General features: G+C 67.1%; 12 protein-coding genes and 2 tRNA genes. 6 read left to right on the top strand and 8 right to left on the bottom strand.

Annotated features, from left to right (window positions below):
- The 3 genes from CVV68_RS01900 to CVV68_RS01890 all read right to left on the bottom strand — a co-directional run bounded on the left by CVV68_RS01900 (window position 1) and on the right by CVV68_RS01890 (window position 2533).
- On the bottom strand, window positions 1-726 hold the full coding sequence (locus tag CVV68_RS01900) for an ABC transporter ATP-binding protein (protein WP_110499298.1): 726 nt from the start codon (window positions 724-726) through the stop codon (window positions 1-3).
- Window positions 723-1364 (bottom strand): PadR family transcriptional regulator, encoded by a 642-nt coding sequence (locus tag CVV68_RS01895; RefSeq protein WP_110499297.1) that lies wholly within the window; start codon window positions 1362-1364, stop codon window positions 723-725. The genes CVV68_RS01900 and CVV68_RS01895 overlap by 4 nt, the downstream gene beginning before the upstream one ends.
- A 185-nt stretch (window positions 1365-1549) precedes the next feature.
- Entirely contained in the window at window positions 1550-2533 is a 984-nt protein-coding gene (locus tag CVV68_RS01890; RefSeq protein ID WP_110499296.1) for an NAD(P)H-quinone oxidoreductase, read from the bottom strand.
- A gap of 85 nt (window positions 2534-2618) precedes the next feature.
- On the opposite strand from CVV68_RS01890, the gene CVV68_RS01885 reads away from it, so the two are divergent.
- The 3 genes from CVV68_RS01885 (at window position 2619) to CVV68_RS01875 (ending at window position 4422) form a co-directional block, all read left to right on the top strand.
- A tRNA-Ser gene (locus CVV68_RS01885) sits at window positions 2619-2706 on the top strand.
- A gap of 292 nt (window positions 2707-2998) precedes the next feature.
- On the top strand, window positions 2999-3757 hold the full coding sequence (locus CVV68_RS01880; RefSeq protein ID WP_245933268.1) for a lamin tail domain-containing protein: 759 nt from the start codon (window positions 2999-3001) through the stop codon (window positions 3755-3757).
- Window positions 3736-4422, top strand: a complete 687-nt coding sequence (locus CVV68_RS01875; protein ID WP_306415675.1) for a 5'-nucleotidase C-terminal domain-containing protein — start codon at window positions 3736-3738, stop codon at window positions 4420-4422. The genes CVV68_RS01880 and CVV68_RS01875 overlap by 22 nt, the downstream gene beginning before the upstream one ends.
- Before the next feature lie 113 nt (window positions 4423-4535).
- On the opposite strand, the gene CVV68_RS01870 is transcribed toward CVV68_RS01875, so the two are convergent.
- Window positions 4536-6512 carry an FAD/NAD(P)-binding protein gene (locus tag CVV68_RS01870; RefSeq protein ID WP_245933267.1) on the bottom strand — a complete coding sequence of 659 codons (1977 nt, stop codon included), beginning with the start codon at window positions 6510-6512 and terminating at the stop codon, window positions 4536-4538.
- A gap of 49 nt (window positions 6513-6561) precedes the next feature.
- On the opposite strand from CVV68_RS01870, the gene CVV68_RS01865 reads away from it, so the two are divergent.
- The 3 genes from CVV68_RS01865 to CVV68_RS01855 all read left to right on the top strand — a co-directional run bounded on the left by CVV68_RS01865 (window position 6562) and on the right by CVV68_RS01855 (window position 9751).
- On the top strand, window positions 6562-8772 hold the full coding sequence (locus CVV68_RS01865; protein WP_110499294.1) for a prolyl oligopeptidase family serine peptidase: 2211 nt from the start codon (window positions 6562-6564) through the stop codon (window positions 8770-8772).
- A gap of 114 nt (window positions 8773-8886) precedes the next feature.
- Window positions 8887-8974: transfer RNA gene (locus CVV68_RS01860), tRNA-Ser, on the top strand.
- 105 nt (window positions 8975-9079) lie between these two features.
- Window positions 9080-9751 (top strand): FadR/GntR family transcriptional regulator, encoded by a 672-nt coding sequence (locus CVV68_RS01855; protein ID WP_110499293.1) that lies wholly within the window; start codon window positions 9080-9082, stop codon window positions 9749-9751.
- Window positions 9752-9771: 20 nt separating this feature from the next.
- Here the strand turns inward: CVV68_RS01855 and CVV68_RS01850 are convergent, their stop codons facing one another.
- The 4 genes from CVV68_RS01850 to CVV68_RS01835 form a co-directional block, all read right to left on the bottom strand.
- Entirely contained in the window at window positions 9772-10605 is an 834-nt protein-coding gene (locus CVV68_RS01850) for an amidohydrolase family protein (RefSeq protein WP_170133053.1), read from the bottom strand.
- A 64-nt stretch (window positions 10606-10669) separates the two neighbouring features.
- On the bottom strand, window positions 10670-11653 hold the full coding sequence (locus CVV68_RS01845; RefSeq protein WP_110499291.1) for an aldo/keto reductase: 984 nt from the start codon (window positions 11651-11653) through the stop codon (window positions 10670-10672).
- A complete protein-coding gene (locus tag CVV68_RS01840) occupies window positions 11650-11964 on the bottom strand; it encodes an L-rhamnose mutarotase (protein ID WP_211320687.1) in 315 nt (104 codons plus the stop codon). The genes CVV68_RS01845 and CVV68_RS01840 overlap by 4 nt, the downstream gene beginning before the upstream one ends.
- Window position 11965: 1 nt before the next feature.
- Window positions 11966-13249: an alpha-L-fucosidase gene (locus CVV68_RS01835; RefSeq protein ID WP_110499290.1), complete on the bottom strand. Its 1284-nt coding sequence runs from the start codon at window positions 13247-13249 to the stop codon at window positions 11966-11968.
- Window positions 13250-13279: the final 30 nt, after the last annotated feature.

Raw genomic sequence — 13279 nt, 5'->3', positions numbered from 1 at the left:
TTAGTGGCCCAAACCGGCCAGCAGCACGGACGGATCGTGCTGCGAGGCGGCCTCGTCCACAATGCGGCCGTCTTTCAGGAACACCACCCGGTCCGCCCAGCCGGCATGACGCGCCTCGTGCGTCACCAGTACGACGGCGGCACCCGCCTCGGCCCGCCCGCGCAGCACTTCCAGGATGCCGTCGCCGGTGGCGGAGTCCAGCGCGCCCGTAGGTTCGTCCGCCAGGATCAGGCGTCGCTGGCCCACGATGGCGCGGGCAATGGCCACGCGCTGCTGCTGGCCGCCGGACATCTGGTCCATGAACCTGTCCGCCAACTCCTCAATGCCCACCAGACGCAGAGCATCCTTGGCCTGCCGGCGGGCCTTCCGTGCCGGAATTCCGTCCAGTTCCCGGGGCAGGGCCACGTTTTCCGCCGCCGTCAGCGTCGGAACCAGGTTGAAGTCCTGGAAAACATAGCCCACGGCCCGGCGGCGGAGCCGGGCCAGCTCGTTGATGCTCAAGCCGCCCAGCGGCGTGCCCTCCACGAAGATCTCGCCGCCGGTGGCCTTGTCCAAGCCGCCGGCCAGCGTCAGCAGTGACGACTTTCCGGAGCCGGAGGGACCCATCACGGCCACAAATTCCCCGGCGTTGATGGTCAGATTCACGTTACGCAGCGCGGCGACGGCCGTAGCCCCCTGGCCATAGCTGCGGGACACGCCTTCAAGCTGCAGGACTTGATTGCTCATTTTGAAACCGCCCCATTGGTTGACGCCATTGTCTGCATACCTGCTGCGCTCGAGCCGCCATTTGACGATTTGCGACCGGCCGCCACCCGTTGGGCCATCCAGCCCTCGCAGTGGTCCAGCCACCGCACTTCGGCTTCAGTGGAGAAGATCAGCGAATCCAGGACCAGCAGCCATGCTGCGTCATTGGCGGAGCCGGTTCCGGCGGGCCCGGACAGCGAAGCGCCCGCATTCGACGCCGCAGCCCTGCGCTGGCGGGTGTAGTCCTGCAGCAGCCGCATCGAGGCGGTGCGCTGGGCCTGGACGACGGCGGCAACGTCCACGCCGTCCAGGGTCATGGCCAGGGCCAACTTAATGGCCAGCTCATTCCGCGGCGGGTTCGTGGCGGCCACGGGGGCGGCAAACCAGCGCGTCACCTCGGCGCGCCCCGCGGCGGTGATGCTGTAGATGACGTGGCCTTCGCCGTCGTCGCCTTCCTTTTCCACAAGGGCATCACGCTCGAGGCGGTCCAAGGTGGTGTACACCTGCCCGATGTTCAGCGGCCAGGTGGCCCCGGTCCGCTCCTCAAACTCGCCGCGCAGCTGGTAGCCGTAGCGCGACCCCTCCTGCAACAGGGCCAACAATGAATGTCTGATCGACATGTGCAACTCCCCAAGCTCGGCGCGGGCGCCCCCAATGGCCGGCCGCGACAACGGTATACATACCGCGTATGCCAATTATTAGCTACCGGGTATGCAAAGCGCAAGGGGAGGAGAGGGGGCGTCAGGTTAAAGCGCCCCGAAGGTGAGAGAGGGTCGGCCGGAACAGCCCCGAAGGTGAGAGAGGGTCAGAGCGTCAGCAGGACCTTGCCCACGTGCGAGCCGGAATCGAAGTACTCATGCGCCGCGGCGGCCTGCGCCAGCGGAAACGTCTTGTCCACGATGGTCTTCACGGTCCCGGCCGCGATCAACGGCCACACGTGGTCCCGCACGCCGTCCATGATCGTCGACTTTTCCTCCGTCGGGCGGGCCCTCAGCGTGGTGCCAATGACGGCAGCGCGCTTGGCGAGGAGGGCGCCCAGGTTGAGTTCCGCCGTCGCCCCTCCCTGCAGGCCAATCACCACCAGCCGGCCGTAGAGCGCCAGGGACGCGACATTTTGGGCCAGATACTTGGCACCAACGACGTCGAGGATAACGTTGGCACCCTGCCCGCCGGTGATCTCCTGCACGGCTTCGGCAAAGTCCCGGGTGCGGTAGTTGATGGCCGCATCCGCGCCGAGGTAACTGGTGAGCATGGCAACCTTCTCGTCACTGCCGGCCGTGGCGATCACCCGCCCACCGGCCGCCTTGGCGAGTTGGACGGCCATGACGCCGATGCCGCCCGTGCCGCCGTGGACCAGCACGGTTTCCCCTGGTTGCAGCTGCGCCGTCATGAACAGGTTGGAATACACCGTGGCGGCCACCTCCGGCAGGGACGCGGCCGTCACCACGTCTACGCCAGACGGGAGCCGGAGCACCTGGCCGGCCGGCACGGCCACCTGCTGGGCGTAGCCCCCGCCGGCGAGCAGTGCCACCACCTTGTCGCCGATGGAGAACGGACGGGTCACGTTCGGGCCGAATCCGGCAATCCGGCCGGAGACTTCAAGGCCCATGACGTCCGAGGCACCGGCCGGCGGCGGATAAAAGCCGCGGCGCTGCTGCACGTCCGCCCGGTTGATGCCTGCTGCGACCACGTCGATCAAGACCTCGCCCGGGCCGGGCACCGGTGCGGGAACGTCGGCCAGGGCCAAAACCTCCGGACCGCCGGCAGCCCTTGCAACAATCGCCTTCATGAAATTCTCCCTCTGCAGCGCATGCATCACCCGGGGGCGCCCGCTTTGGTGGCACCGCCCTGCTTATGAAACACTACTAGGGCAAGGAAGGTTGTCCGAGCGGCCGATGGAGCTGGTCTTGAAAACCAGTGTGCGGTGACCCCGTACCGCGAGTTCGAATCTCGCACCTTCCGCACAGAAAAAGGGAAGCAGCCCCGTGACGGGACTGCTTCCCTTTTTCGTTCCCGCGCCCCCCTCTCGCGCAATCCGCGTGTCGACTCCTTACCGCGGAATGCTGGGTAAAAGCTGTGTTTCCTTGACCAACACCCTGTGTTCATGGTTGATTCACAGCTATGTGTTTTGCTCAAACACGTTCCTGCAGTGACCGGCCGGGGGCCGGCCTTTGGCTTTGGGCCGTTCCACAAAGCCTGCGGTTCATCATCACCGACAGCACAATGGTGTGCCCAAGAATCGAGAGTTGGAGACATGAAGAGCACCACCCTTATGAAGGCGGGACTCGGTGCCATGCTGGCATTCGGCATCGCCGCGGCCCCGCTGGCGCTTCCGCCGGCACAGGCCGAACAAAATTCCGCACCGGCGAACCCCACCACGACGGCGGCCCTTGCGCCCACAGGCGCCCTGCCCGCCGCCGTCACCGCCCAAACCCACGTGATCATCAACGAGGCCTACCTCAACGGCGGCAGCGCGGGAGCCAGCTACAAGAACAAGTTCGTGGAGCTGTACAACCCCACGGATGCGGACGTCAGCCTCGACGGCTGGTCGCTGCAGTACCGTTCAGGAACCGGTCTGGCCGCCCCCAGCAACGTGGCACCGCTGGGCGGCACCATCAAGTCCAAGGGCTATTTCCTGGTCAACGGCGGTTCCAACGGAGCCAACGGCCGGGACCTGCCCGCCACCGACTACACCGGCACCACCATCAATCCGGCGGCCGGGGCAGGCACCGTGGTCCTCTCTGACCAGGCCGCGAAGCTGCCGGCGGACCTGCCCACCGGATCAGTGGTTGGCCGGGCCGGAATCGTTGACCTGCTCGGCTACGGCACGTCCAACACCTTTGAAACTGCCCCGTCAACGGCGGCGGGCGTCACTACGTCGTTGAACCGCACCGATGCGGCCGACTCGGACAGCAACTCCGCGGACTTCACCCGGGACGCCCCGACACCGACCGGCACCCAGGGCGGCGACGCACCGCCACCTACGGCAGCATCCCCAGCCGCCCGTTCCTGAACCTGGGGCTGTCCTCCAACATGTCCTACACCTACGACTCGGCACGGAAGCTGGGCGACCGCGTCACCTCCGTCACCATCAACGGCGTACTCCTTGATGCCAAGCGCTCCTACCGCGTGGGCACGTTCAGCTTCCTGGCCACCGGCGGTGACAACTTCAGGGTGTTCACCCAAGGCAGCAACACCAAGGACTCGGGCCACATTGACCGCGACGCCTGGATCAAGTACCTCGGCGAGCAGTCCGCCAAGGCCCCGATCGCCCCCAGCTTCGCACGCCGCGGCGTCGAAGTGGCCGGCAACCCGGCCAAGGTGGATGCCAAGGCAACCGTCAGTTTCCAGCTCAACAAGCTGGACCTGACCTCCCTGGGCAGCCCGAAGAACACGTCCGTCAAGGTCGAGTTCACCGACAGCAAGGGCAAGCGCACCGTGGTGGACACTGTGGGCGTGAGCAACGGCACAGCCAAGGTCGCGTTCAAGCTGCCGGCAGATGCCCGCACCAGCGGCACAATCACCGTCAAGGCCGCACCCAGCGGAACAACGGTGACGCTGCCGGTGCGCATCACGAACCCGAACGGGAACGGCGGCCACGGGAACCACAACGGCCACGGCGACCACGGGAACCACAACGGCCACAAGGGCCACTGCCGCATGGCGCCGCTGGCCTAGCAAGCCTGTCCCTGCCGACGGATTTGGTGCCAACCCGCCCCAGCCAACAGCGCTGGCGGCGGGTTGGCACCGTTTTTGTAGTGGACCGTTTTCCTGGTGGACAACCGCCGGCTTCAGGCCAAAATGTCCGCCGCGATGGCGTCGGCGTCCAGGACGGTACGGTAGCCGCTGCGGTATTCGGCGTTGGCCTGGGCGGCAATAGCGGTTCCCCACTGCACCGAGGAAAGCTGCAGCCCCAGCACGTACAGCCCTTCCACCGGCAGGCCGGCACCATCGAGGGGACGGTATGGCGGGGCCGAAACGTCCAGGCCGCTGGTGACGACCGGGCCGCCGTCGGACGCCAGCATGACGCGCGGCCGGACCAATCCGTCCGCCTGGAGGTTGTTCAGCAGCCGGGAGGCCGTGCCCTGGATACGGTTTGCAGGGGCCAGCGCCTCTACTAGGTGCCTGGCCTGCCAGGGCTCGTCCGCCACCCAGGGGGAACTGGCCGAAAAGATGCCGTGCTGGATCCTAAACACGGGGTCGGGGCCGGCAAAGTGGACCACGCCGGCACGCACCAGCGCGGCCAGCTGCTCCATGCGCAGGGCTGGCGGCCCGCTCGCAAGGCCCTCCACAAAGCCCTCGAACCAGCCGCGCAACTCGCCCAGCCAGGACTCCTGCGTGATGCCGCGGTCCGCGACGAGGGATTTGATGACCGCCCGCCCGGCGTTGAGGGCGCCAATGGCCATCTTCACGGGGTCGTCCTCCCCCCGGGCCGAGCCGGCGGCGTCGTCGGACAAATACGCCAGGACGGCCGCATCCAGCTCTTCCTGTGAGCCGAAGCGGTGACTCCCGCCGGGCCGCAGCGGGTGGCGCTGCAGCGGCCGGGCCAGCGCGGGCAGGTCCAGCGCCAGGCCCGCCGCCATATGGCTTCCTTCCAGCGACTTGAGCTGCTCCGCCCAGTCACGGGCGTCGGTACCGGCCCCGGAATGCAGCAGCGCGTCCAGCGCCGGCAGGAACCCCGGGGACACAGCGTCCGGGCGGGTCCGCGCCAGCGTGGTGTAGTAGGCCCAGAGCGCGTCCCGGTGCAGCAGCGGCCAAATATCGTGGTCAAAGCCGGCTGTGGCGCCCATGTCGCGGATCCTGGTGACGGCTTCCTCGCACAGAAACCGCAGCGCCACGCCGGCCGGGTAATAGCTCGCCAGCTCTGCCTTGGCCCGGTACGGGGTGCCGCGGCGCGACGCCCCGACAATCACCGGTTCACGGCCGCCGGCAAGGTACCTCAGCGCGTCGCCGGGCCCGCGCCCGGTCGCCTCAAAGCGGCCGCCCCGGCCTTCGGTCAGCTGCCCAAGCACGTCGAAAAAGTTCAGGCCCATGCCGCGCACCAGCACGGTTTCTCCTGCGGGAAGCTGGTCCCAGTCCACATCGTTGGGCACGGCCGGCGGAAGGTACGTCAGCCCGTGGCTGCGCGCCTCGTCCCGCAGTTCCCGCTGCGCCGGGCTCAGCCGCGACTCCACATGGCCCAGCGCCAGCACCACGCTGTCCGCGCGAAGGGTTTCCCCGTTGAGCAGTTCGACGCCGTACCCGCCCCTCTCATGGTCCCGCGCCACCCGCTTCGCCTCCCCCGCATGGAGGGTGACCTGGACGCCGTCGGGCAGCTTTTCCAGCAGCCGGGCGAAGCACCAGGACAGGTACCGGCCGTAAAGGGCGCGGCTGGGAAAGCCGGTGGCGGCGAGCGCGGCAAGTTCGGTGCGGTCGCCGCCGCTAAGGGTGTGGTCCGGTGTGGCGCGCATCGCTTCGCGCCACTGGTTGAAACTGCAGCCGGCCAGGGGCGCCGCGGCCACGCCCTGGTCGGGAATGAGCGTGGGAAAGAACGCCTGGGTGTTCATCAGGTACAGCCGGGACTGTTCCGTCCGCCAGACATGTCCGGGGCCGGGCGGGAACGGGTCCACGAGGTGGATGTGCAGGGGGCGCCGCGGCGCGGTGGCGTTTCGGGCGTCCCGGCCGGCGTCCGCCTCCGCCGCGTACCGGGCCAGCAGGCGTTCCATGACGGAGGTGCCGCGGGGCCCCGCACCCACGATGACCACTGCCTGCCCGCCGAAAATTTCCACTCCTTGAGCTTAACTGATGGCCCCGCGCCGGGTTGCCTAGGATTGGTGCATGAACCACACATCCCCAGACGCCCCAGACCAGCCCGACATCGCCGGGCAGCCCGACGACGAATTCCTCTGGCTCGAGGACATCCGCGGCCAGGATGCCATGGCCTGGGTCCGGGAGCGCAACGCCCGCACCGACGCCGCGCTGGTGACCCCGGCGTACACGGCGCTCGAGGCCTCCGTGCTGGAGGTGCTCGATTCCCGGGACCGCATTGCCATGGTCACCAAGCGCGGGGACTGGTACTACAACTTTTGGCGGGACGAGGCGAACCCGCGGGGGCTGTGGCGGCGCACGGACTGGGACAGCTACGCTTCCGGCACCCCGGACTGGCAGCTTCTCCTCGACGTTGACGCGCTGAGCGCGGCTGAGGGCGCGGAGTGGCTGTGGGCCGGTGCCTCGCTGCTGCGGCCCGCGGCCGGGGAGGAATACCGGCGCGCCATGGTCGCCCTGTCCCCGGACGGCGGCGACGCCGTCACCTACCGCGAATTTGACCTGCCAGCGCGCGGGTTTGTGCCCGGTGGCTTTGAACTTCCGACGGCGAAGACGAGCCTGACCTGGGTTGATGCGGACACACTGTACGTGGGCACCGACACGGGCGCCGGCTCCATGACGTCATCCTCCTACCCGGCAGCAGCCCGGGTGTTGCGCCGCGGCGAGACCCTGGCGGAACTGGCGGCGAAGGCGCCGCTGTACTCCGTGCCGCTGGACCACCTGAGCGGCGGTGTGTCCCATGACAGCACGCCCGGCTTTGAACGCGACCTGGCCTACGACGTCCTGGACTTCTTCAACTCCCGCAGCTACCTGCGGGTGGGCGACGACTGGGTGCACCTTGACGTCCCCGATGACATGAACGTCTCGCTGCACAGGGAGTGGCTGCTGCTGCGCCCGCGCACGGACTGGGCCGTCGGCGGTGTCTCCGGCGCGACGCATGCGGCCGGGACGCTGCTGGCCATTGGGCTGGACGCGTTCCTGGCCGGGGACCGCGGCGTGCGCACCATCTTTGCACCGACGCCCACGCAGTCCCTGCAGTCGTGGAGCTGGACGCGGGACTTCCTGCTGCTGAACCTGCTCGACGACGTCTCGTCCAAGATCCTGGTCCTGGACCCGTCCCGCGGCTGGGCTTCCGTTGAACTTGACGCCTGCCCGCCGCTGCACTCCGTGGACGCCCACGCCGTCGACGACGAGGACGAGGTGTGCGGCAACGACTACTGGCTCGTCGCCACCGGGTTCCTCACCCCGTCCACGGTGTACCGCGGCACCCTGGCCGGCGGGGCTGCCGCCCCTGGCGCCCACTCCCCCGGCACCGGCTCTGCGGACGGCGCGGGCTCTGCCAACGTCGCGGGCGGGCCGGCCTCGATGGTGCGGGCGTCGCCGTCGTTCTTCAACGAAGCGGGGTACACGGTGGAACAGCACTTTGCCGTGTCCGAGGACGGAACGCGCATCCCGTATTTCCAGGTGGGGCCCGGGGATCTGGTGTTCGACGGCGGCAACCCGACGCTGCTGGGCGGGTACGGCGGCTTTGAGATTTCGCGGACGCCGGCCTACAGCGGGGCCGTGGGGCGCACCTGGCTGGAGCGCCGGACGGTGGTTGACGGGGTGGAGCGCGGCGGCGTGTACGTGGTGGCGAACATCCGCGGCGGCGGCGAATACGGGCCGGGCTGGCACACTGCGGCACTTCAGGAAAACCGCCACCGGGCCTATGAAGACTTTGCCGCGGTGGCCCGCGACCTGGCGGCCCGCGGGGTGGCCCGGCCGGAACACCTGGGCTGCGCGGGCGGCAGCAACGGCGGGCTGCTGGTGGGCAATATGCTCACGCAATATCCCGAGCTGTTCGGGGCTGTTTCCTGCGGGGTGCCGCTGCTGGACATGCGCCGGTACACGAAGCTTTCCGCCGGGGCATCCTGGATTGCCGAATTCGGCGACCCGGATGTGCCCGAACAATGGGAGTTCATCAAAACGTTTTCCCCGTACCACCTGCTGCGCGGCGACCTCTCCTACCCGCCGGCCTTCATTTGGACCGCCACGTCCGACGACCGCGTGGGTCCGGTGCAGGCGCGAAAGATGGCGGCCCGGATGGAGGGGCTCGGGATTCCCGTCTGGTTCCACGAGGCCCTTGAAGGTGGCCACGCGGGTGCCGGAAACAATGCGCAGGCGGCGCGGCTCCACACGGCGTCGCACGAATTCCTGTGGCGGGCGCTGACGGGCGGACTGTAGAAAAAGGGCCCCGTCCGCCAGTCATTGTGCGCCGCCGTGCCCGTTTTGCTTTGTACCCCTTCCACTAGGTAAAGTTTGGGATGCTGGTCAGGGGCTTCTACCCTGGCCAGTGCTGGAGACGTGCCAGAGCGGCCGAATGGGCTTCACTGCTAATGAAGTGTGGGGCACAACTCCACCGGGGGTTCAAATCCCCCCGTCTCCGCATCACATAAAGGCACTCCCGAGGAATTCGGGGGTGCCTTTTTGGCGTCCCGCCCGGTGCCACCCGGTGCCACCCGGACAAACATCAGACCAATACAATTGACCCATGGCTGTTACAGACGAGGCGATCACCAAGATCAAGGACATGATCCTTTCCGGCGAACTGTCCGCGGGCGACAGGCTGCCGCCGGAGAAGGAACTGAGCGAAAAGCTGGGCCTGTCCCGCAGTTCCCTGCGCGAGGCCGTCAAGGCGCTGGAGATCATCCGGGTGCTGGATGTGCGGCGCGGCGACGGCACCTACGTGACCAGCCTGGAGCCCAAGCTGCTCACCGAGGCCATGACGTTCATCGTGGACCTGCACCAGGACAAGTCCATCCTGGACATCTTTGAAGTGCGGCGCATTCTTGAACCAGCAGCGGCCTCAATTGCCGCCGGGCGCATTTCGCTCGAACAGCTCGCCGCCCTCCGTGCCACTATGGAGGACATCAGTGAGGCGACGAGCGTTGAATCCCTCGTGGAGCACGATCTGGTGTTTCACGGACTGATCGCCGCCGCGGCCAACAACTCCTACCTGAGCAGCATTTTGGATGCGCTGTCCAGCAGCACCGTCCGGGCACGCATCTGGCGCGGCCTCACGCAGGAAAGGGCTGTGGATCGCACCCTGGCCGAACACAACTCCATCATCGAGGCACTGGAACGCGGCGACGCCGAGCTGGCCCGCGCCCTCCTCACAGTGCACATCAGCGGCGTGGAGAACTGGCTGCGCCAGGCTCTCTAGACTCCCCCTGACTCGGAAATTCAGCGGGAGTAAACCCGCTCTGCCGTTGCGTGCCAGAGCGCTGCAGCCTCGTCCAGACTGAGTGAACCGATGAGCGACGCCAGCACAGCCGTGGTCTCCGCGTAGGGTGCCCCGAGCAGGCTCACCGGCCAGTCGCCGCCGAACATGAGCCGGCTGGGCCCGAAGGCCTCCAGGGCAATGTCCCAGACCCGGGTCAGGGAACCAGCAGAGAATTCGACCCCACCACAGTGCAGTCCGGACACCTTCGCCACCGTATTTGGCAGGGCGGCCACCGCGCGCAGCTGCCGTTCCCAGGGGAACATTTCTCCCCCTGAACCCGCCCGCGGCGGCTTCCCCAGATGATCGACCACCACCGTCAGCTCCGGCAGCTCGGTGGCCAGTGCGGCAACCTGGCCGAGATGCCGTGGGAACGCATCCGGAACCTCAAAGGGGATCCCCTCGACAGCCAGCAGTCCCAGGGATTCGCGCACCGGCGCCAGCCCGAGCACGTCGGGCCGCTGGTCGTCATGGATCAGGGTCCGCACGCCGCAAAACTTAGTGTGCGCCCGCCACTTTTCCAGCATGGCGGCGGCGGCAGCGGGATCCTCCAGCGGCAGCCACCCCACCACCCCGGCAATCCACTCATGGGCGTTTCCATGGGCCAGCATGGCCTCCGTGTCCGCGGCGGTGTCATCCGCCTGTACCAAGATGGCGCGCTGGACGCCTGCCGCAGCCAGCGTTTCACGCGCCTCCTGCACCGAATACGTTCGGTACAGCTGACCGTGTTGCGGCCCCAGCCAGGGGTACCGCCCCTCCCCCACTTCCCACAGGTGCAGGTGGGAATCAAGGCGCACGACGCCGTCTCCCACCTGCGCCGTTTAGCCCGCCATGGCGGAGGCTGGCATGGTTGCGGCCAGCTCAACCATGGACGAGTTCCTTGGCGAGCAGCCCCCGGTCCACCAACGTGTCCCAAAGCCCGGCCGGGATGTCCGCCGCCATGCGCTGCGCTGTTTGGGCCATCTGTTCGGCGTTGGAGGCGCCCACAACAACCGTGCATACGGCAGGGTGGTTGAGCGCAAACTGCAAAGCGGCGGCCGGCAGTTCAACACCGAATTCGCCGCAACAGGCAGCCAGTGCCTGGGCCCTTGCCAGAATACCCGCAGGCGCAGGCACGTAATTGTAGTGGGCGTCGTCGGGGACCACGGGGCGTGCCAGCAGTCCGGAATTGTAGACCCCCCCGTTGGCCACGCCCACGCCCCGTTCGACGCAAAGAGGCAGCAATTCCGTGGCGGCAGGCTGCTCCAGGAGCGTGTACCTGCCCGCCAGCATGATCACGTCGAGGTCGGCCCCCAAAATGCAGTCACGCAGCGCATCGGCCGAGTTGGCCCCCACGCCAATGTCCCCCACGAGTCCTTCGGCACGGAGTTTTTCCAACGCCGGCAGCGCCTGGTTGATCCCGGCGGACAGGTCGTAGACATCGGGGTCGTGCAGGTACGCAATGTCGATCCGGTCCAGGCCCAGACGACAAAGCGACTCCTCAATGCTGCGGCGAATTCCGGCTTCGGTGGGGTCCCAGCGGCGCACGGTGTCTGCAGGCACGACAAAGCCCTCTCCGTCGCGGGCACCGGACGGGTTCTCCACGGGCTCCAGCATGCGGCCGACCTTGGTGGAAATGAAAAATTCCCCCCGCGGCTTTGTGGCCAAGAACGCACCCAGGCGACGCTCCGACAGACCCAGCCCGTAGTGGGGCGCGGTATCAAAGTACCTGATGCCCGCATTCCAGGCCGCTCCCAAGGTGGCGGCAGCAACGGCGTCGTCCATGGCGCGGTACAAGTTGCCGATGCCTGCGCCGCCAAACCCCAAACGGCCCAGCCGGCCACGCAGCGGAACGCCGACCCTCATGGCAGTTCCCACACTTTCGCCAGTCCCCTGTCAGTACCGGAATAGTCGTCCTCCACTTCGAGGAGTTCCGCCATGACGGCCTGCCATGCGATGTTCACCGGGTTGGCGGCGAGCTGCCTGCGCATGGCCTGGTATTCGGAGACCCTCACCACGTGGAAAAGCTCGCGGCCGCTGCGCCAGATATTCCAGCCGGTGACGCCGGCGGCGCGCAGGGCGTGGTCAAGCTCGCCGCTGATCCGTGCGTGGACGGCGTCGTAGTCAGCCTCTTTCCCCGGTTTCAGGCGGGTGTGCAGGGCGATGGTTTCGGACAAGCTACGCCCCCGGATTCAAAAAGAGTTCGATGACGGGAAGCGCGACGTCGGGGCGCCGCACGGGCAACTTCAAGGTCAGGGTCCCGGCGGGCTGCCCGCCTTGGGCGGTGTTGATGGCTGCCCGGTCGGGGCCAAGCTCCTGCATAGCCACCTCCGAGGCGTCGTTGAGCAGCTGGGCGTAGGCCACCTTGCCGGCCAGATCGGGCAGGTGCACGTACTCAAAGGGCCACGCAAAGAGGTGCAGGTAGAGATGATCGCCCCGTCGCGTATAACGGGCGTCCGCCGGCGGAGTCCAGTCCGCTTCTCCGGCGCCGTAGACGGCACGGGAGTGCAGGCGCATCCAATCACCAATTCCGCGCAGCGACTCGACGGCCCGGGGATCAAAATTGCCTCGTCCTGTGGGACCGACATTGAGCAGCAGGTTCCCGCCCTTCGAGACACCGTCAACCAGCATCCGCACCAGCAGGTCCACGGACTTATAGTCCAAGTTGTCGCGGTCATAGCCCCAGCTGCCGTTAAGAGTCTGGCAGGCCTCCCAAGGAACCTCCTCACCGTCCACCACCATGGGCCCCGACGGTTGATACTGCTCCGGAGTGACAAAGTCGCCAGGAATGTCCAGCCTGTCATTGACAATAATGCCGGGCTGAAGCTCACGGACCATCTCCAGCAATTCAACGGAGCCCCACGCGTCACTGCCCTTGCCGCCCCAGACGTCCTGGTGGTCCTCGGACACGTAGGAGAAGTCGAAGAACAGGTAGTCGATCTGCCCATAGTTGGTCAGCAGCTCCCGGACCTGGCCGTGCAGGTAGTCCCGGTATCGAGCCATGTCACGGCCCACATTGAGCTGCCCTGCGTCCGGGTTGTCGCGCTGCGGGTGGACACCGTCAATGGTGAAGTCGGGATGGTGCCAGTCGATCAACGAGTGGCAGAAGCCAACCTTCAACCCGGCGTCGCGCAAGGCGTCCACATACTGCCCCACCAGGTCTTGGCCGGAAGGTGTTTTCGTGGCCTTGAAGTCGGTCAGGGCGGAGTCCCAGAGACAGAACCCCTCGTGGTGCTTGGTGGTCAGGACAACATATTGCATGCCGGCATTCTTGGCTGCAAGCGCCCATTCACGCGGATCATACAGGTCCGGGTCGAAGTGGTCGAAGTACTTTTCGTAGTCTTCCCCGGCGATGCGTTCCCTGTTCATCACCCATTCGTGCCGGGCGGGCAGGGCATACAGCCCCCAGTGGACGAACATGCCAAATCGGGATTCAGTGAACCAGGGTGCGTGCGGAATCATGGGGTTTCTCCTCGTTGCAGAGCGGTTGTC

This window comes from Arthrobacter livingstonensis (assembly GCF_003219815.1).
GTDB classification, from domain to species: Bacteria; Actinomycetota; Actinomycetes; order Actinomycetales; family Micrococcaceae; genus Specibacter; species Specibacter livingstonensis.
The sequence above is the reverse complement of the archived record's forward strand: the minus strand, read 5'-3'. Positions and strand labels throughout refer to the sequence as shown.